This window comes from Acidovorax sp. A79, from assembly GCF_041154505.1.
In the GTDB taxonomy this organism is placed as follows: domain Bacteria; phylum Pseudomonadota; class Gammaproteobacteria; order Burkholderiales; family Burkholderiaceae_C; genus Acidovorax.
In genome coordinates, this window is the sequence record NZ_AP028672.1 from 1,565,146 (window position 1) to 1,587,797 (window position 22,652).

Consider the following 22,652-nt stretch of genomic DNA (forward strand, 5'->3'; position numbering starts at 1 on the left):
GCCGCTGCCGGCGGCTGCGCCCCGCCCCCTGCGCGGCTTCAATGGCGCTTGCGGAACACCTTGTGGTGCAGCCTTCGCAGAGACCACCAGACGCCCACGGCCACCACCGGAATCGCAATGGCGGCCGTCGTCTCGGGGGAAAGCGGCCAGCCCAGCTTCTGCGCTCCCTTGGCCAGGTAGCTCACCAGGCCAACGATGTAGTACGTGATCGCCGCCACCGAGAGGCCTTCCACCGTGGACTGCATCTGGAGCTGCAGGTCCTGGCGGTGGTTCATGGTGGTCAGCAGCGCCTGGCTGCTTTGCTGCTGCTCGATCTCCACCCGGGTGCGCAGCAGGTTGCTCATGCGCGAGACGCGCTGCGACAGCGCATCCTGCCGGCGGGTCGCCCACTCGCAGGTGCTGCGCGCGGGCGTGAGGCGCCGGTCCATGAACTCGCGGATGGTCTGCATGCCCGCCAGGCGCGATTCGGCGATGTCCTCGATGCGGCGGTCCAGCAGCTCGAAGTAGGCGCTGCTGGCCGAGAAACGCGAGTGCGTGGCGGCGTACTGGCTTTCCACCTGCCCGGCCAGCCGGGTCAGGCGGTCCAGCAGCACGGGCTCGGCATCGCGGTTGGCGGTGCGGATGGCGTCGGCCAGCTCGGCCAGCTCACGCTCGGCGAACGCCAGCACGCTGGCCGCCTCGCGCGCCGCGGGCAGGCCCAGCAGGGCCGCCATGCGGTAGGTCTCGATTTCGAGCAGGCGCTGCACCAGCCGCCCCAGGCGGCGCTGCGTCATGCCCCCCGCGAGCAGCACCATGCGCGAGAAACCGTCGGCATGGATGGCGAAGTCGGTGTAGACCTCGCCATGCCCGTCGGCCACGGTGGAGGCCACCAGCGTGTCCTCGTGCAGCACGTGCTTGACCAGCGAGCCCGAGCCAAAGGTGTGCGTGGGCAGCACCCAGAGATTCAGGCTGCACAGGCATTGCCCGGGCAGGGCCGCCAGCCACTCGCGGGGCACGGCATCCACCGCGCTGGCGGGCTCCCGCTCGCCGAAGGCATCCGCCGTCGCGGGCACCATGAAAGTCCAGGAGACGAACTCGGTGTGCAGTTCCCACCGCATGCGGTAGGCGCCCAGGTCCATGCGCAGGTGTGTGGTGTGCGCATCGGGCAGGGCCATGTGGTGGTCGCGCAGGAGGGCGGCGACATGGGCCCGGCTCGCTTCGCGCCCGGCCGCATCGGCCAGCATCACGATGTGCGCGATGGCCAGGGGGGCCGTCATGGCCTCGGGCGGGCGGGCGTGGATTTCGTTGTGCAGCATCGCCCGGTGGGGATGCTGCGGCAGATGGAATGGAGTGGACATGCGGACCTCTGCCCGCGATTGTCCACTGGCGCCGAGGGTGCGCAGGCCCCCGGGCTCTCCAAAAAACAACGGCACCCGAAGGTGCCGCTGTTCTGGAGTCGGATGGAAAAAGAGGTGCGATCAGTCTTCCACGAACGCTTCCTCGCGCTTGTTCTTCACCGAAGGCAGCAGCACGATGACGAGCAGCAGCGCAGCGGCAGCGAGCAGGCCGGCCGACAGCGGACGCGTGACGAACACGCTCCAGTCGCCACGCGACAGCAGCAGCGCACGGCGCAGGTTCTCTTCCATCATCGGGCCCAGGATGAACCCGAGCAGCAAGGGTGCGGGTTCCGTGCCCAGCTTGTGGAAGATGTAGCCGATCAGGCCGAATGCACCCACCATCCAGATGTCGAAGGTGTTGTTGTTGGTGGAGTACACGCCCACCGCGCAGAACAGCACGATGGAGGGGTACAGCCAGCGGTACGGCACGGTCAGCAGCTTGATCCAGATGCCGATCAGGGGCAGGTTCAGGATCACCAGCATGGCGTTGCCGATCCACATCGAAGCGATCAGGCCCCAGAACAGTTCGGGGTTGCTGGTCATCACCTGGGGACCAGGCTGGATGTTGTGGATGGTCATCGCGCCCACCATCAGCGCCATCACGGCGTTGGGAGGGATACCGAGCGTCAGCAGCGGGATGAAGGAGGTCTGCGAACCGGCGTTGTTGGCCGACTCGGGAGCCGCCACGCCACGGATGTTGCCTTGGCCGAAGGGGACTTCACCGGGCTTGAGCTTGGTCTTCTTCTCGACCGTGTAGGCCGCAAACGCCGCCAGCAGCGCACCGCCACCGGGCAGGATGCCCAGCGCCGCGCCCAGTGCCGTGCCGCGCAGCACGGCAGGAATCATGCGCTTGAAGTCTTCCTTGGTGGGGAACAGGCCCTCGACCTTGGCAGTGAACACTTCGCGCTCGTCATCGGGGCGCGAGAGGTTGGCAATGATTTCGCCGTAGCCGAACACGCCCATGGCGATGGTCACGAAGCCGATGCCGTCGGTCAGTTCAGGGATGTCGAAGCTGAAGCGGGCCACGCCCGAGTTCACGTCGGTACCCACCAGGCCCATCAGCAGGCCCAGCACGATCATGGCCACGGCCTTGAGCAGCGAACCCGAGGCCAGCACCACGGCACCGATCAGGCCCAGCACCATCAGCGAGAAGTATTCGGCGGGGCCGAACTTGAAGGCCACTTCGGTCAGCGGGGGCGCGAAGGCCGCCAGGATCAGCGTGCCCACGCAGCCGGCGAAGAACGAGCCCAGCCCGGCCGCCGCAAGCGCCGGCCCCGCTCGGCCCTTGCGCGCCATCTGGTAGCCATCGATCACGGTCACCACCGAGGACGATTCACCCGGCAGGTTCACCAGGATGGCGGTGGTGGAGCCGCCGTACTGGGCGCCGTAGTAGATGCCGGCCAGCATGATCAGCGCAGCCACGGGAGGCAGTGCATAGGTGGCGGGCAGCAGCATGGCAATGGTGGCCACGGGGCCGATGCCGGGCAGCACGCCGATCAGCGTGCCCAGCAGGCAGCCGATGAAACAGTAGATCAGGTTCTGGAACGTGAAGGCCACGCCAAAACCGAGCGAGAGGTTGTTAATCAAATCCATGGTCGGTGCTCCTGCTCAACCCGTGATGAAACTCGGCCACACAGGGAACTGCAGCTTGAGCGCCCAGACGAATGCCACGTAACTGCCGACAGCCAAGACCGTGGCCAGCACGAACACCGCCTTGGCGTTGAACTCATTGCCAGCCAGGCTGGAGATGAAGGTCAGCGCGTAGATGCCCACGATGAGGCCCATGGCCGGAATGCCCAGGCTCGGCAGGCCGCCCAGCAGGATGCCGAACGCGAAGTTGGCGGCCAGGATGAAGAACAGCGGCTTCCAGGCCCACTTTCCGATCTTGTCGCCATCCTGGGTTTCCACCGTGGTGGCCTTGAAGGTGATCGCGCTGCCGATGATGGCCAGCAGGATCCCCAGCAGCAGCGGGAAGTAGCCCGGGCCCATGCGGGCACCGTTACCGACGTTGTACGTGGTTGCACCCCACGCGAACGCCACACCGACACCCATGAACATGAGGCCGGCAAAGAAGTCTTTTTGACTTTTGATTTTCACGAATTGTCTCCTTGGCGGAAATCTCGACTGCGCGATTGTGGGGGCAACCAGAGCGCGCGCGGATGTGGATTCCACCTACATCCGGTAACGACTGGCCGCCCAGACCCCGCCCGCGCGGCGGACTTCACTCCAGGGGTGGCGTCGCGGTGATCACCTCGTCCAGCGTGGTCAGGCCTTCAGCCACCCGCAAGGCGCCCGCCAGGCGCAACGGCCGCATGCCGTCCTGCACGGCCTGGCGGCGCAGCATGTCGATGGAGGGCGCCTGGTTGATCTTTTCCTTGAGCGCCTCGCTCACCGTGAGCAGCTCATACAGGCCCATGCGGCCGCGAAAGCCGCTCATGCGGCAGTCCACGCAGCCCACGGGCTTGTACGGCTGGTAGCCGCCGCTGAGCTTCCAGGGCTTGACCACCGCCATCAGGGTCTCGCGGTCCGCCGCATCGTCCTTCTGCTTGCACTGCCTGCACAGGGTGCGCACCAGGCGCTGCGCCAGCACCCCGAGCAGGGTGGCGTTCAGGAGGTAGGGCGGCACGCCCAGCTCCATCATCCGGGTGATGGCGGACGGGGCATCGTTGGTGTGCAGGGTCGAGAACACCAGGTGGCCCGTGAGCGCCGCCTGGATGGCCATCTCGGCCGTCTCCAGGTCGCGGATTTCACCCACCATGATGATGTCCGGGTCCTGGCGCATCAGGGCGCGCAGGCCTTCGGCGAAGTTGAAGTCGAGCTGCGGCTGCACCTGCGTCTGGTTGAAGCTGGGCTCGATCATTTCGATGGGGTCTTCCACCGTGCTGACGTTGACCTCCTCGGTCGCCACCCGCTTGAGCGTGGAATACAGCGTGGTGGTCTTGCCCGAGCCGGTGGGCCCGGTCACCAGGATGATGCCGTGCGGGCGCTTGACCAGCCCTTCCCAGCGGGCGGCGTCGTGCTGGGCAAAACCCAGGGCATCGAGGTCCTTGACGGCGTTGTCCGGGTCGAAGATCCGCATGACCATCTTCTCGCCGAACGCCGTGGGCAGGGTGGACAGCCGCATTTCCACCTCGTCGCCGCGCTGGTTGCGCGTCTTGATGCGGCCGTCCTGCGGGCGGCGCTTTTCCACCACGTCGATGCGCCCGAGCAGCTTGATGCGCGAGACCATGGCGTTGTGCACCCCCATGGGCATCTGGTAGACGGGGTGCAGCACGCCGTCGATGCGAAACCGGATCACCCCCTGGTCGCGCCGCGGCTCCAGGTGGATGTCGCTGGCGCGCTGGTCGAACGCGTACTGCCAGAGCCAGTCCACGACCTTGACCACGCCCTGGTCATTGGCGTCGAGCTGCTTGTTGCTCTTGCCCAGCTCGACCAGCTGCTCGAAGCTGCTGCCCCCGGAATTGCCCCCCGCCTTCTGGGCGGCGCGCACCGACTTGGCCAGCGCGAAGAACTCCGCCGTGAACCGATGGATGTCCAGCGGGCTGGCCACCACGCGGCGCACGGTCCGCCGCGACTGCCGCTCCACCTCCGCGACCCAGTCGTCAATGAAGGGCTCCGAGGTGGCCACCACCACTTCCTTGGGGGTCACCTGCACGGGCAGCACCTTGTGGCGCTCGGCATAGGTGGCGCTCATGGTGTCGGCCACGCGCCCCACGTCTACCTTGAGCGGATCGATGCGCAGGTAGGGCAGTCCTGCCCGCTTGGCCAGGTACTCGGACAGGGTCTCGATGTCCAGCGGCTTGCCGTCGCTGGCGCGCTCCATGGCCACGTTGGCCAGGCGCACCAGCGCATGCTGCGAGCTTTCGGCCTGCGAGCAGCGCGCGATGGTGCGCTGCGCCTCTTCCGGGGAGATCACCTGGTCATCGCTGAGCCACTGCACCACCCGGCGCCAGTCCACCGGCCCCGCATAGGGCCGGACCGCCACGCCATCCGGAGAAACAAGGGATGTTTTCATCAAGAACCTTTCCAGAATGAAGCCATGGGCCGGCGGTGGTCAGGCCACCACCGGCTTGAAGGCCCGCAGCCACTTGGCGGTGGGCAGATCCCAGCGGGCCTGGATAGCCTCGGCCCGCGCGGACAGTTCGGTGCGCTTGGGGCGGGTGGGCGTGCGCTGCGCGAGCACCACGGTGTTGCCCTCGCGCGTGGGCTTGAACGACCAGAGCGCCTCTTCGCCGAAAGCGGCCGCCATGCTCTGCAGGCTGCGGCCGTAGCTCGAGGCCCGGCCAAACAGGTTGACGGTCATGCTGCCGGTATCGGTCAGCAGCGCGCGGCAGTCCGCGTAGAAATCCGGGCTGTCGAGCACGGGCGCGGCCGCCTCGTGGTCATACAGGTCCACGGCCAGCGCATCCACCGTGCCCAGCCACATGGGGTTCCTGATCTCCTGCGCGGCATCGGCCAGCACCACGCGCAGCTTGGGCCCGTCGGGCGGCAGCTTGAACCACTGCCGGCACACCGCCAGCACCTGGGGGTTGAGCTCGATGGCCGTGGTGCAGATGCGCAGCTTCTTGTGGCAGAACTTGGTGATGGCGCCCGCCCCCAGCCCCAGCTGCATGGCATGCCCCTTGGACACCTGGGAGGGCTCGGCGAACAGCAGCCAGGCCATCATGCGCTGCACGTATTCCAGCTCCAGCTCGAAGGGCTCGGCCACGCGCATGGAGCCCTGGATCCAGGGCGTGCCCAGGTGCAGGTGCCGCACCTCGCCATCGTCGGAGACGCTGACTTCGGGCAGTTCGCGGGAGGTGGTGTTCTTTTTTCGTGTCATTCCAGGCAGTCAAAGCAGTCCGTGGGCGGCCATCAGCTCCGCCCAGGCGGCCAATTTACGTTCAAAGCTCCAGGAGGCGTTGGCCGGGCTGGTGGAGGGCAGGCGCACGGCATCGACCGGCGGCAGGCGCATCGGCCCCAGGCTTCGCAGCACCGCCGGGGCATGCCGGTAGCTTTCGGCACCGTTGTGGGCCACGGCCGCCAGCCGGGGGCAGCGCCCGTGCAGGCGCGCAAAGTCGTTGACCTTCGCGTTGCGGATGCTGGTGTCCAGGCTGCCTTCCCGCTCGCAGCTTTCATAGACATCCCACAGCCCCAGCCCCCGCGCCAGCAGCCATTCGCAGCGCTGCGCGTAGGGATCGCCGCTCCCTGCGGGCGGCAGGGGGTGCCCTGGCCAGAGGGCCTGCAGAATCTTCCAGAAATGGTTCTGCGGATGGGCATAGTACTGGCGCGCCCGCAGCGAGGCCGCGCCCGGAAAGCTGCCCAGGATCAGCACCACCGTCCCTTCGCCAGCGATGGGCGGCAGCCCCTGCCACCGGGTGGTGGCGGGCACGGGCATGGAACCAGGTGCATGGACGTCAGGCATGCGTCGATTCTGGACTGAAACCGCGCCAGCCCCTGTGCGCGTTCACAAAAAAAGATAGCTGCAAACCGTGCACCACACAGCCGAAACCTCCAAAATTACTCCTCATTTGGAGCTTCCAGCGGCACCAGCGCCGCGATCCGGGGCAGCGCCGCGCGGGCATTCGCGGTGGTGGCCCGCGCGAGGATCCGCGCGGACTGGCCCCGCAGCTGCGCCAGCGCCTGGGCGATGCGCGGCAGCTCTGCCGGCGCGTTGCGGCCCTGGGGCCGGCCTTCGGCGCGCTGCGCCGCCGTGGTGTACAGCCAGTGGGGCGGGATGTCGGGTGCATCGGTCTCCAGCACCAGTGCATCCCCGGGCAGCTCGGCCGCCAGACGGCGCAGCTGCAGCGCCCGGTCGTAGGTCATCGCGCCGCCGAAACCCAGCTTGAACCCCAGCCCGATGAAGGCCTGCGCCTGCTGCAGGCTGCCGTTGAAGGCATGGGCGATGCCGCCCTGCACGGGCAGCTCCCGCAAGCCCTTGAGCAGCCTGTCAGCGGAACGCCGCACATGCAGGATCACGGGCAGATCGAACCGGCGCGCCAGCTGGAGCTGCGCGCGGTAGAACCGCTCCTGCCGGGCGGGGTCCAGGCCGCCCACGAAATAGTCCAGACCGATCTCGCCGATGGCGGCAAGGCGCGGGTCCGCGTGGTGCTGCTCCAGCTCCTGCGCCAGGAGATCCAGGTCCCCGTCGTCGGCGCGCCCCGTGCACAGGGGGTGGATGCCAAGCGCATAGCTGTCCCCATGCCGGTGCGCCAGCTCCCGCACGGTGCCCCAGTTGCCGCGCTCGACGGCCGGGATCACGCAATGCGCGACGCCGCGTGCACGCGCCTCCTGGCGGACCGCGTCGCGGTCGGGGTCGAACTCCGGGGCATCCAGGTGGCAGTGCGTATCGATCCAGGCGGTCATCCGGCCATGATGCCTGACGAAACCTTGGGTGTGCATCCGGCCGCGATACGTGCTAACGTGAAAACCATGCGCTTTTCCCCGGCGCAGTAGAAAAGGTGACTAGGATGCCCCGGCCCGCCCTCTACAGCAGCTCCCGCCCTGCCCGCCGCCCCCCGGCGCAAGCGGCGGCCACGGTCCCCGCACCCACGGCCGATGCCGATGGAGCCGCCCCCCTTGCGCCTCCGTCTCCTGCGCCTGCCGCCACCGCGGGCGGCACGACGCTGTCCCGGCGCCACGTGCGCGGCCTGTGGACCATGATCGCGCTGCTTGGCGCCCTGCTCATCGCCAGCCTGTGGCTGCACCAGGGCCCCGCCCCCCGCAGGATCACCCAGGAAGACATCGATGCCGCCGTGCTGCGCACGCTGGAGACCACCACCCCGCCCTCCGCCGCTGCGCGCGCGGCGGAAGCGATTTCGCCCTCGGTGGTGCGTGTCGTGGGCTACGGCCGCGGCAAGAATGGCAAGGAGGAAGTCGAGCGTGGCGTGGGCACCGGCGTGGTCATCGTCGACAAGGGCATCATCCTGACCAACCTGCACGTGGTGGCGGGCTCCGACCGCATCGCCATCACCTTCCATGACGGCCTGGAGACCACGGCCAGCATCACCGGCGCACAGCCCGAAAACGATCTGGCCGTGCTGCAGGCCCACAAGGTGCCCGACGACCTGTTCGCCGCCCCGCTGCGCTCCACCCAGGACCTGCGCCCCGGCGACCATGTGGTGGCCGTGGGGTTTCCCTTCGGCATCGGCCCCTCCGCCTCGGCCGGCGTGGTGTCGGGCCTCAAACGCGAATTCACCTCGCCCGAGGGCAAGCGCCAGCTCAGCAACCTGATCCAGTTCGACGCCGCCGCCAACCCGGGCAACTCCGGCGGGCCGCTGGTCACGCTCGACGGCGAGGTCGTGGGCATCGTCACCGCCATCCTCAACCCCACCCCGGCGCGCACCTTCATCGGCATCGGTTTCGCGGTGCCCATCGAGAACGCGGCCTCGGCCGTGGGCATGCCGCCGTTCTAGCATGCAGTACCCCCTGAGTCGCTTCGCGCCTTCCCCCTCTCCTTCGGGAGGGGAACGCACCCTGTGGCGTAGGCCGCGTACGGCTCGCAGCATCGTTGAACCCTGACAAGGAAGGAAAGCCATGGAAGCCACAACGAACACCGCCACCCTGATGGAACAGGTGCTCTACGAAGTCAAGCGCGTGGTGGTGGGCCAGGACCGCTTTCTGGAGCGCGTCATGGTCGCCATGCTCGCCCAGGGCCACCTGCTGGTCGAAGGCGTGCCGGGACTGGCCAAGACGCTCACCGTGAAGACGCTGGCCAGCACCATCCAGGGCAGCTTCAAGCGCATCCAGTTCACGCCCGACCTGGTGCCCGCCGACCTGGTGGGCACGCGCATGTACAACCAGAAGACCGGCGAATTCAGCACCGCGCTGGGCCCCGTGTTCACCCACCTGCTGCTGGCCGACGAGATCAACCGCGCGCCCGCCAAGGTGCAGAGCGCGCTGCTGGAGGTGATGCAGGAACGCCAGGTCACGATCGCGGGCGAGACCCACAAGGTGCCCGAGCCCTTCCTGGTGATGGCCACGCAGAACCCCATCGAGACCGAGGGCACCTACGCGCTGCCCGAGGCCCAGGTGGACCGCTTCATGATGAAGGTGCTGCTGGGCTACCCCACCGAGGAAGAAGAGTTCGTGATCGCCCAGCGCGCGCTGGACCTGCCCGTGCAGGTGCTGCCCGTGGCCACCACCGCGCAGCTGGCGGCGCTGCAGGCCGAATGCCGCACGGTGTATGTAGACCCGTCGATGCTGCAATATGCCGTGAAGCTGGTGGCCGCCACCCGCGAGCCCGCGCGGCATGGCCTCAAGGACCTGGCCGGCTACATCAGCTGCGGCGCAAGCCCGCGCGCCACCATTGCCCTGGCCGAGGGCGCCCAGGCCCTGGCCATGCTGCGCGGGCGCAACTACGTGCTGCCCGAGGACATGACCGCCCTGGCGGCCGACGTGCTGCGCCACCGCGTCGCCCTGTCGTACGAGGCGCTCTCCGAAGGCCTGGACGCCGACGCGCTCATCCAGCGCATCATGGCCAAGATACCGGCGCCCGCGCGCCCGCTGCACCATGAGCAAAAAGCCGCCTGACCCCCCCGGCGCCACGGTCCACGTCCTGCCCACCCTGCCGGGGCAGGCCGACCGCCTGCTGCGCGAGCTGGAGTGGAAGGTCATCCGCCGCCTGGACGGCCTGCTGCAGGGCGACTACCGCACCCTGATGCGCGGCAGCGGCCTGGACCTGGCCGACCTGCGCGAATACCAGCCGCACGACGACGTCCGCCACATCGACTGGAACGTGACCGCCCGCCTGAACACGCCGCACGTGCGCGTGTTCATCGAAGACCGCGAAATGACCGCCTGGTTCCTGCTGGACCTGAGCCCCTCCATCAGCTTCGGCCCCGAGGGCCATGCCAAGCGAGACATCCTCACGGGTTTCGTGGCCGTGCTCTCGCGCCTGCTCACCCGCCACGGCAACCGCGTGGGCGCCATGCTGTACGGCGGCGCCAGCGGCCAGGCCGAACGCGCGGTGGACGCCGTGCTGCCGCCGCGCAGCAGCCGCGCCCATGTGCTGCACCTGGTGCACCGCCTGCTGGCCCCTGAAAAGGCGGCCACGCCCACACGCGCGAAGGGCGGCGGCGCCGCCACCGAACTGCACCGGCTGCTGCAGGCGGGGCTTGCCAACCTGCGCCGCCGCGCCACCGTGTTCGTGGTGTCGGACTTCATCAGCGCGCCCGGCTGGGAGAAACCCCTGGCCCAGCTGGCGCAGCGGCACGACGTGGTGGCCGTGCGCCTGCTGGACCCGCTGGAGCTCGCGCTGCCGGACGTCGGCCTCATCACGCTGCGCGACGCCGAAAGCGGCGAGCAGCTGCAGGTGGACACGCACGACGCGGCCTTTCGCCGCCGCTTCGCCCGCCTGGCCGCCGAGCGCGAGGCCGCGCTGCGCGAGGGCCTGGCCCGCGCCGGCGCCGACACGCTGGAACTGTGCACCGACGACGACCTGGTCGATGCGCTGCTGCGCTTCATGGACCTGCGCCAGCGCCGCGTGCGGGCGCCGCGCGCCCCCTCTGCCCCCGCGCCCTCGGAAGCGGCCCTGCCCACCGCCGCCTGAACCACCACGCCACCAAGGACCGCACCATGGTTTTTCTCTGGCCCACCCTGCTCTGGCTGCTGCTGGTCGCGCCCTTGCTGGTGCTGCTGTACTGGTGGCTGCTGCACCGGCGCAAGAAGACGGCGCTCAGCTACTCCAGCCTGTCGCTGGTGCGCGAGGCCATGGGCCCCGGCCAGCGCCTGCGGCGCCACATCCCGCCCGCCCTCTTCCTGCTGGCGCTGATCGCCCTGCTGCTGGCGGCCGCGCGCCCGCTGGCCGTGATCACCCTGCCCTCGCAGGACCAGACCATCATGCTGGCCATGGACGTGTCGGGCAGCATGCGCGCCGCCGACGTGGAGCCCGACCGGATCACCGCCGCCCAGAATGCCGCAAAGGCCTTCATCGCCGAGCTGCCGCGCCACGTGCGCGTGGGCATCGTGGCGTTCGCGGGCAGCGCGCAGCTGGCCCAGCTGCCCACGCAAAGCCGTGAAGACCTGGTCAAGGCCATCGACAGCTTCCAGCTGCAGCGCGGCACGGCCACGGGCAACGGCATCATGCTGTCGCTGGCCACCATTTTTCCGGATGCGGGCATCGACATCGCGGCGCTGGGGGGCCGCCAGGCGATGCGTCCCAAGCCCATCGACGAGATCGGCAACAAGCAGGACCCCGCCAAGCCCTTCACCCCGGTGGCGCCGGGCTCCTACACCTCGGCGGCCATCATCATGCTGACCGACGGGCAGCGCACCACGGGCGTGGACCCGCTTGAAGCCGCCAAGTGGGCGGCGGACCGCGGCGTGCGCGTGTACACCGTGGGCGTGGGCACCGTGCAGGGCGAGACGATAGGGTTCGAAGGGTGGTCGATGCGCGTGCGGCTCGACGAAGAAACCCTGAAGGCCGTGGCGACGCGCACGAACGCCGAGTACTTCCACGCGGCCACGGCGGCCGACCTCAAGAAGGTCTACGAAACGCTCAGCTCGCGATTGACGGTGGAGAAGAAGGAAACCGAGATCTCTGCCCTGCTGGCACTGGCGGGCGCCGTGCTGGCCCTGCTGGCAGCAGCACTTTCGGTCTGGTGGTACGGGAGGGTGATGTAGGCCCCTGGCGCCACGCGCGAGCCCGCAGGCAGGCAGGCAGCCACGCCCGCGGGCATGCACGGATAGCGGCCCATGGCCGCCCGTGCCGGGGATCATGGCTCGAACCTGAGGAGACATTTCATGCGCTTCCTGACCCAGATCGCAGCCGTGGCGCTGCTCGCCATGGCCGCCGGCTCCGCGCTGGCCCACAACTGCCCCAACGAGATGAAGGCCATCGACGCCAAGCTGGCCACCCATCCGGCGCTGACGGCCGACAACGCCGCCAAGGTCAAACAGCTGCGCGCGGAGGGCGAGGCCCAGCACAAGGCCGGCAAACATGACGACTCGATGAAATCCCTGGCGCAAGCCAAGAAGATCCTCGGCATCTAGACCCGCCCCGCCATCCTCGCACCCCGCGCAGGCCGCCGGCCACAGGCTGGCGAGGCGAGGAACGCCGGGCCCGGGCCAGATATCAGGTCAGGTGGCCGAGCACCAGCCGCACCACGCGGCTGCAGCGCACGGCCAGGGATTCGTCGTGCGTGACCATCACGAACGCCGTGCCCTGGTCCCGCGCCAGCTGCATCATCAGTTCAAACACGCCGTCGGCCGTGGTGCGGTCGAGATTGCCCGTGGGCTCGTCGGCCAGCACGCAGGCCGGACGGGTGACCAGCGCCCGGGCGATGGCCACGCGCTGGCGCTCCCCCCCCGACAGCTCGGCCGGACGGTGGTGCAGGCGCTCCTTCAGCCCGACGGCGGCCAGCACCTTCGCGGCCTCGTGCTGGCACTGCTCGTACGGCATGCGGCGGATGCGCAGCGGCATGGCCACATTGTCCAGCGCGCTGAACTCGGGCAGCAGGTGGTGGAACTGGTAGATGAAGCCCAGGTGCTGGTTGCGCAGCTGGCCCTGCCGTTCGGCGGAGAGGGACGACATGGCCTCCCCCTTCAGGCGCACGGTGCCCGAGGTGGGCGCATCCAGCCCGCCCAGCAGGTGCAGCAAGGTGCTCTTGCCCGAGCCCGAGGCGCCGACGATGGCCAGCGTCTCGCCCGCGTGCACCCGCAGGTCCACGCCCTGCAGCACGGTCACGTCCAGGCGCCCTTCGGTGAAGCGCTTGGTCAGGCCGTGCGCCTCCAGAACCACCGGGCCATGCAAGCCGGCGTGGGCGGCGGGCGCCGCCTCGAAGGGCCGCGGGGACACGCCGGTGCCGAGCGTGGGGGTCGTATTACTCATAGCGCAGGGCCTCGGCAGGATTCACACGGCTGGCACGCCAGCTGGGGTAGAGCGTGGCCACGAAGGCCAGCACGAGCGAGATGATGCCGATGGGCAGGATGTCGCTGTTCTGCGGCTCGCTGGGCATCTTGCTGATCAGGTAAATGTCCTTGGGCAGGAAACTCGCGTTCAGCGCCCTCTCGATGGCCGGCACGATCACGTCGATGTTGAAGGCGATGGAGAGCCCCAGCAGCAGGCCCACGGCCGTGCCGATCACGCCCACCATGGCGCCCTGCACCACGAAGATGCTCATGATGCTTTTCGGGCTGGCGCCCAGCGTGCGCAGGATGGCGATGTCGGCGCGCTTGTCGGTCACCGTCATCACCAGGGTGGACACCAGGTTGAACGCCGCCACCGCCACGATGAGCGTGAGAATGATGAACATCATGCGCTTTTCAAGCTGCACGGCCGCGAACCAGGTGCGGTTCTGCTGCGTCCAGTCGCGGATCAGCAGCTGGCCGCTTAGGGACCCCGCCAGCTGCTGGGCCACGTCGCGCGCCTGGTGCAGGTCCTTGAGCTTCAGGCGCACGCCCGTGGGGCCTTCCAGGCGGAAGATGCGCTGGGCGTCCTCATGGTGCAGCAGCACCAGCGCCGAGTCGTATTCGTAGTGGCCGGAATCAAACGTGCCCGCCACCGTCATCTGCTTGAGGCGTGGCACCACGCCCGCCGGGGTCACCTGGCCCGCCGGGGCGATCAGGGTGACCACATCGCCGGCGCGCACGCCCAAAGCGCGGGCCAGCTCGCCGCCCAGCACCACGCGGAATTCGCCGGGCACCAGCAGGTTGAGCGTTTTTTCGTTGGTGGCGGCCAGGTCCGTCACCGCGCCTTCCAGCGCCGGGTCGATGCCGCGCACCAGCGCGCCCTTCATGTCCTCGCCACGCGCCAGCAGCGCCTGCGCCGCCACGAACGGCGCAGCGCCCACCACGTTGGGGTTCTGCCTGGCCTCGGCCAGCGTGCGCGCCGGGTCGGGCAGCGCCGCGCCCTGGGGCGCAAAAATCTCGATGTGCGAGACCACGCTGAGCATGCGGTCGCGCACTTCCTTCTGAAAGCCGTTCATCACCGACAGCACGATGATGAGCGCCGCCACCCCAAGCGCGATGCCCAGCATGGACACGCCCGAGATGAACGAGATGAAGCCATTGCGCCGCGTGGCGCGGCCCGCGCGCGTGTAGCGCCAGCCCAGGGCCAGTTCGTAGGGGATTTGCATGAATAAGGAAAGAAGGCACTGCAGGGTGCGGAATGCACGCCACAGGCCGGCCAGATTGTGGCATCCCGGACAATAGGCCCATGTCGGACACCACCCATTTGCTCATTCCCTACGCCGCCAGCGCCTCCCCGGGATGCCAGCAAGCCCTGCAGCGCCTGGCCCTGCCCCACCTGGACCGGCTTCTGGCCCGGCTCAGCCCCCATCCCGCCCAGAGTGACAGCGGCGAGGAAACAACCTTCTCCGCCCCCCACGAACGCGCCCTGGCGCGCGCCCTGGGCCTGCCTGCGCAGGACGGCCGCATCCCCTGGGCCGCGTGGCACCGCCACCAGCAGGGCCAGCCCGCCGATGGAGCGGCCTGGGCCTTTGTCACGCCCTGCCAGTGGCAGGTCAGCACCGACCACGTCACGCTGCGCGACCCTGAACTCCTGGGACTGGACGAGGCCGCATCGCGCGCGCTGCTGGCCATCGTGTCCCCCTGGTTCGCCGAAGACGGCATCACCCTGCACTACGACCAGCCCACGCGCTGGCTGGCCCGCAGCCCGCTGTTTGCCCTGCTTGCCACCGCCTCGCTGGAACGCGTGCTGCTGCGCGACGTGCGCGCCTGGATGCCGGATGCGCGCGAGGCCCGCACGCTGCACCGCCTGCACAGCGAGATGCAGATGCTGCTCTACACCCACGCCTTCAACGACGAGCGCACGGCGCGCGGGCTGCCGGTGATCAACTCGTTCTGGGTGCATGGCACCGGCCCCCTGCCTGTGCCCGCCCCCACCGCCGCCACTGCGCCGACGGTACCCACCACCCTGCGCGGCGCGGCGCTGAATGAAGACTGGCGCGCCTGGGCCGCCGCCTGGACCGCGCTGGACGCAGGCCCCGTGGCCGGCCTTCTGCGCAAGGCCGAAGACGGCGTGCCGGTGCAACTGACACTGTGTGGGGAGCGCAATGCGCTGGCCTTCCACAGCGCGCCCCGCACGCTGGCCCAGCGTTTTCAAAGCCTTTTCAGGCCCCAGCGCTTTGCAGAACTGCGCGAGAAGCTATGAAAATAGTAGCAAGAGACATCCCCCCCCGCGCCGCCTGGGCGCTGGAGCAAGCCGGCGTGCACCCGCTGCTGGCCCGCCTGTATGCCGCGCGCGGCGTGCGTGCCAAGGACGAGCTGGACGACGGCCTGGGCCGCCTGCTCCCTCCCTCGGGTTTGAAAGGCATTGACACCGCCGCCCGCCTGCTGGCCGACGCCATGGCGCAAAACAAGCGCCTTGTCATCGTGGCCGACTACGACTGCGACGGCGCCACCGCCTGCGCCGTGGGCGTGCGCGGCCTGCGGTTGCTGGGCGCGCAGCACGTGGACTACCTCGTGCCCGACCGCGTGACCGACGGCTACGGCCTCACGCCCCCCATCGCCCGGCGCGTGGCCGAGCGCGGCGCCGACGTGCTCATCACCGTGGACAACGGCATCGCCAGCGTGGACGGCGTGGCCGAGGCCAAGGCGCTGGGCCTGCAGGTGCTCGTGACCGACCACCACCTTCCCGGGCCCGAACTGCCGGCGGCCGACGCCATCGTCAACCCCAACCAGCCCGGCTGCACGTTCGAGAGCAAGTCCATGGCCGGTGTGGGCGTGATGTTCTACGTGCTGCTGGCGCTGCGGGCCGAGCTGCGGGCGCGCGGAATCTTTGATGCGCCGAGCGCCGCCGGGCCGCCCCAAGGCGCGAGCGCCCCCCTGGGGGGCAGCGAACCACACGTAGTGGGGAGCGTGGGGGCGCACCAGCCCTTGCAACCCAAGCTCGACCCGCTGCTCACACTCGTGGCGCTGGGCACCGTGGCCGATGTGGTGAAGCTCGACGCCAACAACCGCCGCCTGGTCGCCCAGGGCCTGAAGCGCATCCGCGCGGGCCAGATGCCCACAGGCATCGCCGCGCTGTTCCATGCCGCAGGCCGCAAGGCCCCGGTGGCCACCACGTTCGACTTTGGCTTTGCGCTGGGCCCGCGCATCAATGCCGCGGGTCGCCTGGCCGACATGACGCTGGGCATCGAATGCCTGCTGACCGACGACGCGGGCCGCGCCGCCGAGCTGGCGGGCCTGCTCGACGGCATCAACCGCGAGCGCCGCGAGATCGAGGGCGGGATGCGCGACCAGGCCATGCTGATGGCCGAGAGCCTGTTCCAGGAAGACGAGGAGCCGCCCCCGGCCATCAGCGTGTTCGACCCCGACTTCCACGAAGGCGTGGTGGGCATCGTGGCCAGCCGCATCAAGGACAAGCTGCACCGTCCCACCTTCGTGTTCGCGGCCAGCAGCGCGCCGGGCAAGGAGCACGAGCTCAAGGGCTCGGGCCGCTCCATCCCCGGCTTTCACCTGCGCGATGCGCTCGACCTGGTGGCCAAGCGCCACCCGGGCGTGCTGCTGAAGTTCGGCGGCCATGCCATGGCGGCGGGCTGCACCGTGGCCGAAGAAGCGTTCGATGTGTTTGAGCGCGCCCTGGCCCAGGTGGCGCAGGAGTGGCTCGATGCCTCCACCCTCACCCGCCGCATCGAGACCGACGGCCCCCTGGCCCCCGAATACTGCCGCGCCGACATGGTGGACACCCTGCACCACGAGGTCTGGGGCCAGGGCTTTGCGCCCCCCACGTTCAGCGAAGAAGTGCAGATCGTGAGCCAGCGACTGGTGGGCGAGTCCAAGAACCACCTGTCGATCAAGCTCATGCACCAGGGCAACCCGGTGGATGCCATCTGGTTCGGCCACACCGAGCAACTGCCCGCGCGCGTGCTGCTGGCCTTCCGCCTCGATGTGAACGAGTGGAAGGGCGAGCGCAAGGTGCAGTTCCTGGTCGAGGGCGCGCAGCTCTGAGGACTGCGCGCACGGGTCACTGGCGGCGCTGGCGGATCACCGTCACCGGCTCCCCGCCCTGGCCCCAGTTTTCGGGGTCCACTTCGTCAATGATGACCGTCACGGTCTCGGGCCGCTTGTCCAGCACCTGCTGCATCAGCTGGGTGACGCCGGCGATGAGCGCCGCCTTCTGCGCGGCCGTGGTGGGCAGGTCGCGCCGGGCGAGGCGGATGTTGACGAGGGGCATGGGCAAGTCCTTTTCGGGGGTGCGCGGAAACGAACGGCGCACAAGGCGCCACAGGAACCAAGGCAGTGGGGGCAGCCTTCATGGAGAAGGCGGCAGATGGCGCGATGAAATGGGCCGCCCGCGCACGGCTGGGAAGCGCTGGAAGCTATCTATTTAGTAGCAACCAGCCCAACCCAGTGGCGGCCGTCAGAAGCTCTCCCAGTCGTCATCGCCGCCACGGGAAGCCGCCGCCGGCGGTGGCGCGGGCCGGGCCGCCGGGGCCGCGGGCGGCGCAAGCCGGGCCGGGGCCGGTGCTGGAGGCCGTGCAACGGCGGGTTTGGCCCCCGCCACGCGCGGGTGGTGGGTGGCGGCCACCTTGGCCGCGGCCGGCCGGGGCGCGGCAGCGGGCGCCGGGCGGGGTGCTGCTGGCGCGCGCACCGCGACCGCGCCCACGTTGAACACCGACACCACCTCGGCCAGCCTCTGCGCCTGGTCGCGCATCGAGGCCGCCGCCGCCGTCGACTCCTCCACCAGCGCCGCGTTCTGCTGTGTCATCTGGTCGAGGTGCGTCACCGCCTGGTTCACCTGGGCGATACCGTCGCGCTGCTCTGTCGAGGATGCCGTGATCTCTCCAATGAGGTCGCTCACCCGCTGCACGCTCGCCACGATTTCCTCCATGCTCTGGCCCGCCTGCGCCACCTGGGCCGACCCCGATTCCACGTTCTGCACCGAGGCGCTGATCAGGGTCTTGATTTCCTTGGCCGCCTCGGCGCTGCGCCCGGCCAGGCTGCGCACTTCGCTGGCCACCACCGCGAAGCCCCGGCCCTGCTCGCCCGCGCGGGCCGCCTCCACCGCAGCATTCAGCGCCAGGATGTTGGTCTGGAAGGCAATGCCGTCGATGACGCCGATGATGTCGTTGATCTTGCGCGAGCTGTCGGTGATCTGCTGCATGCTGGTGACCACCTGGCCCACCACTTCGCCACCGCGTGCCGCCGCCTGCGCGGCCGTTCCGGCCAGCTGGTTGGCCTGGCGCGCGGTGTCCGCCGACTGGCTCACCGTGGCCGTCAGCTCTTCCATGCTCGCCGCCGTCTCTTCCAGGTTGGAGGCCGTCTGCTCCGTGCGCGCCGACAGGTCGTGGTTGCCGTTGGCGATCTGGATCGACGCCGACGACACCGAGTCCACCCCCGAGCGCACCTCGCTCACCACGCCGCGAAGGCGTGCCGACATGGCCGACAGCGAACGCAGCATGTGGCCGAACTCGTCCTTGCGGACGGATTGCAGCTCCTGGGTGAGGTCGCCCGCCGCGATGGCGTCGATGGTGTTCACCGCCTCATCCAGCGGAAGGGTGATGGAGCGCACCAGCTTCCAGGCCAGGAACAGCCCCACGGCCATCAGCACCAGCGAGGTGATGATTCCCCAGATCGCGTATTCCACGCGGCGCGCCGAGGCGTCGGCGCGGATGGCGTCGCGGCGCGTCTCGAGCGTGGCGACGAAGTCGTCCTGCGCCTTGAGGTATTTGGTGACCAGGGGGGCGAATTCGTTGTCGGCGAACCGCTGGGTCGCCACGGCGTCGCCGGCGCCCTTGAGCTCCCAGGTCTTGGCGGTGGCCGCCAGCACGGCCTTGCGGGCCTCCAGCACCTTGTCCAGCGCAGCCTTTTCCTCGGGGGCGGTGGCCGAGGCCACGATGCCTTCCTGCACCTTGTTGATGTTGCCGATGATCTCCTTGACCTTGGCGCCATACTGCTCGGCCAGCACGGCATCCGTGGTCACGGCGCCGCCCATGACCATGGTGACGGCCGTCTCGGTGGCGCCGCGCCAGCGCACGGCGGCGGAGATGCGCCCCTCGATGTCCACGACGGCGTCGATCGCCGAGGACATGGAGCTGTTGGCCCGGTTCTGGGCAAAGCCCGAGAGCAGCAGCATGCCGATCATCAGGCCCAGAAATGCGCCCCACAGCTTGCGGGAAACGCGGATATTGTCGAGTTGCATGGGTTGTTCTTCCTCGTGGATCTGTAGTGTTTTCATGCAAGGCGAGGTTCGCCAGGGAAACATCCGATTACATCAGCAAACAACCCATAGCCTACGCCAGCCCGGCGCGCCGCCACGCCAGCACCTCACCGGGAGAAACCCGCATTCCCCACCGGCGGCCACGCGGGCGCACGCCGGGCACGGACCGCGAGCGGCGCAAACGGGGCACAGAGGTGGAACGGGGGAGGCAAGAGTCAGGGCGCCAGCGCCTCCTGGCGCCTGTTCTTGCAAAAAACGGCCTCCAGCGCTTGATGGTCAAGCGCCTTCAGCTATTATTTCGAGAGCAATCAGTTCGGCAGCGGCCAGGGCCTCCACCCCGGATCAGAAGCTTTCCCACTCATCGTCGTTGCCTCCCGAGGTGGCGCGTGGCGCCGGTGGGTGAGATGGTGCCGGGGCAGCCGCCTTGGGGGCGGCGGCCGGCGCGGGGGAAGACAGTCGCGCGGCCGCTGGCGCCTTGGCGCTGCCCGCGGGCTTGCCGCTGGCACTGGTACCCACGCGGGCCTTGGCGGCAGGCGCGGGCCTCGGCGCCATGGCGGGTGGCGCGGAACGGGCGGGCGCGGCGGGAGCCCGGCTGGCCACGGCCCCCACGTTGAACATGGCCACCACCTCGGCCAGCCTCTGCGCCTGGTCGCGCATCGAGGCCGCCGCCGCCGTCGACTCCTCCACCAGCGCCGCGTTCTGCTGTGTCATCTGGTCGAGGTGCGTCACCGCCTGGTTCACCTGGGCGATACCGTCGCGCTGCTCTGTCGAGGATGCCGTGATCTCTCCAATGAGGTCGCTCACCCGCTGCACGCTCGCCACGATTTCCTCCATGCTCTGGCCCGCCTGCGCCACCTGGGCCGACCCCGATTCCACGTTCTGCACCGAGGCGCTGATCAGGGTCTTGATTTCCTTGGCCGCCTCGGCGCTGCGCCCGGCCAGGCTGCGCACTTCGCTGGCCACCACCGCGAAGCCCCGGCCCTGCTCGCCCGCGCGGGCCGCCTCCACCGCAGCATTCAGCGCCAGGATGTTGGTCTGGAAGGCAATGCCGTCGATGACGCCGATGATGTCGTTGATCTTGCGCGAGCTGTCGGTGATCTGCTGCATGCTGGTGACCACCTGGCCCACCACTTCGCCACCGCGTGCCGCCGCCTGCGCGGCCGTTCCGGCCAGCTGGTTGGCCTGGCGCGCGGTGTCCGCCGACTGGCTCACCGTGGCCGTCAGCTCTTCCATGCTCGCCGCCGTCTCTTCCAGGTTGGAGGCCGTCTGCTCCGTGCGCGCCGACAGGTCATGGTTGCCGTTGGCGATCTGGATCGACGCCGACGACACCGAGTCCACCCCCGAGCGCACCTCGCTCACCACGCCGCGAAGGCGGTCTGACATGGCCGACAGGGCCCGCGTGAGCATGCCCAGCTCGTCCTTGCGGTCGTCGTGGATGTTCTGCGTGAGGTCGCCCGCCGAGATGGCCTCGGCCAGGGCCACCGCGCGGTCCAGCGGCGCCGTGATGGAGCGCACCAGCATCGCGGCCAGCAGCATGCCCAGCAGCACCACGGCGACGGCTGCCACGGCACCGATCAGCACCAGGTTGCCGCGCGTGTCGTGCGCCGCACGGACGGCTTCATCGCGCTGGCTTTGCTGCGCGGCCACGAACTTGTCGATGGCCTCCAGGTAGGCCACGGCCTTGGGGCGGTAGACGTTTGCTAGGTACGCCTGCTTGGCCGCCGCATCGCCCGCATCCGTCAGCTCCTTGAGCTTGTCGGTCTGGCCCCGGATATCCGCACGCGTGGCCGCCACCTGCGCGAGCGCCGCCTTGTCCTCGGGCGAGACGGAGGTCTTGTTGATCTTTTCCTGCACCGGCGTGATGCGCGCGGTGAGCGCGGCCACCCGGGTGTCGAAGTCGGCCTTGAGCGCCTGGTCGGTGGTGACGAAACTCGCCATCGACATCGTCACGGCCACCTCGGCCAGGCCGCGCCAGGTCACGGCGGTGGTGATGGCGGCTTCGTATTTTTCCACGGCCTCTTCGGTGGACGCCGTCACCTGCCGGCCGTACCACTGGGTCCAGATGGCCGAGACCAGCATGAGCGCCAGAAGGCCCAGGATGACGCTCCACATCTTGTGGGACACGCGCAGGTCGTTGAATTTCATGGTTGCTCCTTGGAACGCCTACGATGGTCTGAAAGGACTGCCCGGCACATGGCCCCGGCCAAGGTTGCCGGGCCGCCGGGCGCAATGCCCCTGACTGCAGTGTTGCTGGGTTCGGCAAGGCACGTTATCGGTACAAGCCCTAAAATGGCCTCGTGACAACCATACTCAACGCCGACCTGCACTGCCATTCCGTGGTATCCGACGGAACCATGACCCCCGAGGACCTGGCCGCGCGGGCCAGGGCAAACGGTGTCGAGCTGTGGGCGTTGACCGACCATGACGAAATCGGCGGCCAGCACCGCGCCCGCGCAGCCGCCCACGCACAGGGCATGGCCTATCTCACGGGTACCGAGATTTCCGTCACCTTCGCCGACACCACCGTCCACATCGTCGGCCTGGGGTTCGACCCCGACGACGCGCAGCTGGCCCAGGGCCTGGCCGCGACCCGGGGCGGGCGCGGCGAACGCGCCAAGGACATGGCCCAGCAGCTGGCCCAGGTGGGCATCCAGGGCGCGTATGAAGGCGCCCTGCAGTTCGTGGGCAACCCGGCACTGATCTCGCGCACGCATTTCGCTCGCTTCCTGGTGGAAACCGGGGTCTGCAAGGACACCTCCGAGGTATTCCGCAAGTTCCTCACCGAAGGCAAGCCCGGCTACGTGCCGCACCGCTGGGCGTCGCTGGGCGACGCCGTGCGCTGGATCACGGACGCGGGCGGCATGGCGATCATTGCCCACCCGGCGCGCTACAAGTTCAGCGCCAATGAGGAATTCGCGCTGTTTTCCGAGTTCAAGACCCACGGCGGGCGCGGGGTGGAGGTCGTCACCGGCAGCCACAGCGCTGCCGAATACGTCACCTACGCCGGCATGGCGCAGGAATTCGGCCTGGCCGCGTCGCGCGGCAGCGACTTCCACAGCCCCGATGAATCGCACACCGACCTGGGCACCCTGCCGCTGCTGCCCGGCGCGCTGACACCCGTGTGGGAGCTGCTGTCCGACCGCATCCTCCATCCGGCCAACGCCTGAGGCGCA

The 22,652-nt window shown here is 69.1% G+C and carries 20 protein-coding genes; 8 read left to right on the plus strand and 12 right to left on the minus strand.

The features are described from left to right. Window positions 1–38: 38 nt before the first annotated feature. The 7 genes from ACAM51_RS07040 to ACAM51_RS07070 form a co-directional block, all read right to left on the minus strand. Entirely contained in the window at window positions 39–1,295 is a 1,257-nt protein-coding gene (locus ACAM51_RS07040; RefSeq protein WP_369643783.1) for a DUF3422 family protein, read from the minus strand. A 162-nt stretch (window positions 1,296–1,457) separates the two neighbouring features. After that, the gene (locus tag ACAM51_RS07045; RefSeq protein ID WP_218339994.1) at window positions 1,458–2,969 is read right to left on the minus strand and encodes a tripartite tricarboxylate transporter permease; all 1,512 of its coding nucleotides are present in this window, start codon (window positions 2,967–2,969) and stop codon (window positions 1,458–1,460) included. Between the two features lie 15 nt (window positions 2,970–2,984). Beyond that, window positions 2,985–3,473 carry a tripartite tricarboxylate transporter TctB family protein gene (locus ACAM51_RS07050; protein ID WP_218339992.1) on the minus strand — a complete coding sequence of 163 codons (489 nt, stop codon included), beginning with the start codon at window positions 3,471–3,473 and terminating at the stop codon, window positions 2,985–2,987. 124 nt (window positions 3,474–3,597) lie between these two features. Further along, the gene (locus ACAM51_RS07055; RefSeq protein WP_218295763.1) at window positions 3,598–5,391 is read right to left on the minus strand and encodes a GspE/PulE family protein; all 1,794 of its coding nucleotides are present in this window, start codon (window positions 5,389–5,391) and stop codon (window positions 3,598–3,600) included. A gap of 39 nt (window positions 5,392–5,430) precedes the next feature. Next, window positions 5,431–6,198 carry a spermidine synthase gene (locus ACAM51_RS07060; protein ID WP_369643110.1) on the minus strand — a complete coding sequence of 256 codons (768 nt, stop codon included), beginning with the start codon at window positions 6,196–6,198 and terminating at the stop codon, window positions 5,431–5,433. A gap of 9 nt (window positions 6,199–6,207) precedes the next feature. Then, window positions 6,208–6,753 carry a DNA-deoxyinosine glycosylase gene (locus ACAM51_RS07065; protein ID WP_369643784.1) on the minus strand — a complete coding sequence of 182 codons (546 nt, stop codon included), beginning with the start codon at window positions 6,751–6,753 and terminating at the stop codon, window positions 6,208–6,210. 122 nt (window positions 6,754–6,875) lie between these two features. Then, complete coding sequence (locus tag ACAM51_RS07070) at window positions 6,876–7,721, minus strand: TatD family hydrolase (protein WP_369643111.1); 846 nt, start codon at window positions 7,719–7,721, stop codon at window positions 6,876–6,878. 104 nt (window positions 7,722–7,825) lie between these two features. Here ACAM51_RS07070 and ACAM51_RS07075 point away from each other — a divergent pair, with 104 nt between their 5' ends. The 5 genes from ACAM51_RS07075 (at window position 7,826) to ACAM51_RS07095 (ending at window position 12,347) form a co-directional block, all read left to right on the plus strand. Then, a complete protein-coding gene (locus tag ACAM51_RS07075; RefSeq protein ID WP_369643112.1) occupies window positions 7,826–8,770 on the plus strand; it encodes a S1C family serine protease in 945 nt (314 codons plus the stop codon). 121 nt (window positions 8,771–8,891) lie between these two features. Then, window positions 8,892–9,887, plus strand: a complete 996-nt coding sequence (locus ACAM51_RS07080; protein WP_218295767.1) for a MoxR family ATPase — start codon at window positions 8,892–8,894, stop codon at window positions 9,885–9,887. Further along, window positions 9,868–10,905 carry a DUF58 domain-containing protein gene (locus tag ACAM51_RS07085; RefSeq protein WP_369643113.1) on the plus strand — a complete coding sequence of 346 codons (1,038 nt, stop codon included), beginning with the start codon at window positions 9,868–9,870 and terminating at the stop codon, window positions 10,903–10,905. Before ACAM51_RS07080 ends, ACAM51_RS07085 begins: the two co-directional genes overlap by 20 nt. A gap of 26 nt (window positions 10,906–10,931) precedes the next feature. Continuing rightward, window positions 10,932–11,978: a VWA domain-containing protein gene (locus ACAM51_RS07090; RefSeq protein WP_218295769.1), complete on the plus strand. Its 1,047-nt coding sequence runs from the start codon at window positions 10,932–10,934 to the stop codon at window positions 11,976–11,978. 120 nt (window positions 11,979–12,098) lie between these two features. Next, window positions 12,099–12,347, plus strand: a complete 249-nt coding sequence (locus ACAM51_RS07095) for a hypothetical protein (RefSeq protein ID WP_218339983.1) — start codon at window positions 12,099–12,101, stop codon at window positions 12,345–12,347. Window positions 12,348–12,429: 82 nt separating this feature from the next. Here the strand turns inward: ACAM51_RS07095 and lolD are convergent, their stop codons facing one another. Both lolD and ACAM51_RS07105 read right to left on the minus strand, forming a co-directional pair. Then, the gene (lolD, locus tag ACAM51_RS07100) at window positions 12,430–13,185 is read right to left on the minus strand and encodes a lipoprotein-releasing ABC transporter ATP-binding protein LolD (RefSeq protein ID WP_255591082.1); all 756 of its coding nucleotides are present in this window, start codon (window positions 13,183–13,185) and stop codon (window positions 12,430–12,432) included. Next, entirely contained in the window at window positions 13,178–14,431 is a 1,254-nt protein-coding gene (locus ACAM51_RS07105; RefSeq protein ID WP_369643114.1) for a lipoprotein-releasing ABC transporter permease subunit, read from the minus strand. The genes lolD and ACAM51_RS07105 overlap by 8 nt, the downstream gene beginning before the upstream one ends. A gap of 80 nt (window positions 14,432–14,511) precedes the next feature. Here ACAM51_RS07105 and ACAM51_RS07110 point away from each other — a divergent pair, with 80 nt between their 5' ends. Beyond that, complete coding sequence (locus ACAM51_RS07110; protein WP_369643115.1) at window positions 14,512–15,468, plus strand: phosphoglycerate mutase; 957 nt, start codon at window positions 14,512–14,514, stop codon at window positions 15,466–15,468. Then, window positions 15,465–17,267, plus strand: coding sequence for a single-stranded-DNA-specific exonuclease RecJ (gene recJ / locus ACAM51_RS07115; RefSeq protein WP_369643116.1), 1,803 nt, complete (start codon window positions 15,465–15,467; stop codon window positions 17,265–17,267). Before ACAM51_RS07110 ends, recJ begins: the two co-directional genes overlap by 4 nt. Before the next feature lie 16 nt (window positions 17,268–17,283). Here the strand turns inward: recJ and ACAM51_RS07120 are convergent, their stop codons facing one another. From ACAM51_RS07120 to ACAM51_RS07130, 3 genes are all read right to left on the minus strand, one after another. Further along, a complete protein-coding gene (locus tag ACAM51_RS07120) occupies window positions 17,284–17,493 on the minus strand; it encodes a 4-oxalocrotonate tautomerase family protein (protein WP_218295774.1) in 210 nt (69 codons plus the stop codon). A 186-nt stretch (window positions 17,494–17,679) separates the two neighbouring features. After that, a complete protein-coding gene (locus tag ACAM51_RS07125) occupies window positions 17,680–19,461 on the minus strand; it encodes a methyl-accepting chemotaxis protein (protein WP_218339975.1) in 1,782 nt (593 codons plus the stop codon). A gap of 360 nt (window positions 19,462–19,821) precedes the next feature. Beyond that, a complete protein-coding gene (locus tag ACAM51_RS07130) occupies window positions 19,822–21,624 on the minus strand; it encodes a methyl-accepting chemotaxis protein (protein WP_369643117.1) in 1,803 nt (600 codons plus the stop codon). 152 nt (window positions 21,625–21,776) lie between these two features. On the opposite strand from ACAM51_RS07130, the gene ACAM51_RS07135 reads away from it, so the two are divergent. Then, window positions 21,777–22,646: a 3',5'-nucleoside bisphosphate phosphatase gene (locus tag ACAM51_RS07135; protein ID WP_218295777.1), complete on the plus strand. Its 870-nt coding sequence runs from the start codon at window positions 21,777–21,779 to the stop codon at window positions 22,644–22,646. The last annotated feature ends 6 nt before the right edge of the window (window positions 22,647–22,652 follow it).

What these genes read in the sequence shown, in the direction of transcription:
- ACAM51_RS07105 (WP_369643114.1), bottom strand. Translation starts at nt 14,431, where the DNA reads ATGCAAATCCCCTACGAACTGGCCCTGGGCTGGCGCTACACGCGCGCG.
- ACAM51_RS07110 (WP_369643115.1), top strand. Translation starts at nt 14,512, where the DNA reads ATGTCGGACACCACCCATTTGCTCATTCCCTACGCCGCCAGCGCCTCC.
- ACAM51_RS07070 (WP_369643111.1), bottom strand. Translation starts at nt 7,721, where the DNA reads ATGACCGCCTGGATCGATACGCACTGCCACCTGGATGCCCCGGAGTTC.
- lolD (WP_255591082.1), bottom strand. Translation starts at nt 13,185, where the DNA reads ATGAGTAATACGACCCCCACGCTCGGCACCGGCGTGTCCCCGCGGCCC.
- ACAM51_RS07075 (WP_369643112.1), top strand. Translation starts at nt 7,826, where the DNA reads ATGCCCCGGCCCGCCCTCTACAGCAGCTCCCGCCCTGCCCGCCGCCCC.
- ACAM51_RS07045 (WP_218339994.1), bottom strand. Translation starts at nt 2,969, where the DNA reads ATGGATTTGATTAACAACCTCTCGCTCGGTTTTGGCGTGGCCTTCACG.
- ACAM51_RS07085 (WP_369643113.1), top strand. Translation starts at nt 9,868, where the DNA reads ATGAGCAAAAAGCCGCCTGACCCCCCCGGCGCCACGGTCCACGTCCTG.
- ACAM51_RS07125 (WP_218339975.1), bottom strand. Translation starts at nt 19,461, where the DNA reads ATGCAACTCGACAATATCCGCGTTTCCCGCAAGCTGTGGGGCGCATTT.
- ACAM51_RS07090 (WP_218295769.1), top strand. Translation starts at nt 10,932, where the DNA reads ATGGTTTTTCTCTGGCCCACCCTGCTCTGGCTGCTGCTGGTCGCGCCC.
- ACAM51_RS07130 (WP_369643117.1), bottom strand. Translation starts at nt 21,624, where the DNA reads ATGAAATTCAACGACCTGCGCGTGTCCCACAAGATGTGGAGCGTCATC.
- ACAM51_RS07060 (WP_369643110.1), bottom strand. Translation starts at nt 6,198, where the DNA reads ATGACACGAAAAAAGAACACCACCTCCCGCGAACTGCCCGAAGTCAGC.
- ACAM51_RS07080 (WP_218295767.1), top strand. Translation starts at nt 8,892, where the DNA reads ATGGAAGCCACAACGAACACCGCCACCCTGATGGAACAGGTGCTCTAC.
- ACAM51_RS07120 (WP_218295774.1), bottom strand. Translation starts at nt 17,493, where the DNA reads ATGCCCCTCGTCAACATCCGCCTCGCCCGGCGCGACCTGCCCACCACG.
- ACAM51_RS07095 (WP_218339983.1), top strand. Translation starts at nt 12,099, where the DNA reads ATGCGCTTCCTGACCCAGATCGCAGCCGTGGCGCTGCTCGCCATGGCC.
- recJ (WP_369643116.1), top strand. Translation starts at nt 15,465, where the DNA reads ATGAAAATAGTAGCAAGAGACATCCCCCCCCGCGCCGCCTGGGCGCTG.
- ACAM51_RS07055 (WP_218295763.1), bottom strand. Translation starts at nt 5,391, where the DNA reads ATGAAAACATCCCTTGTTTCTCCGGATGGCGTGGCGGTCCGGCCCTAT.
- ACAM51_RS07065 (WP_369643784.1), bottom strand. Translation starts at nt 6,753, where the DNA reads ATGCCCGTGCCCGCCACCACCCGGTGGCAGGGGCTGCCGCCCATCGCT.
- ACAM51_RS07040 (WP_369643783.1), bottom strand. Translation starts at nt 1,295, where the DNA reads ATGCTGCACAACGAAATCCACGCCCGCCCGCCCGAGGCCATGACGGCC.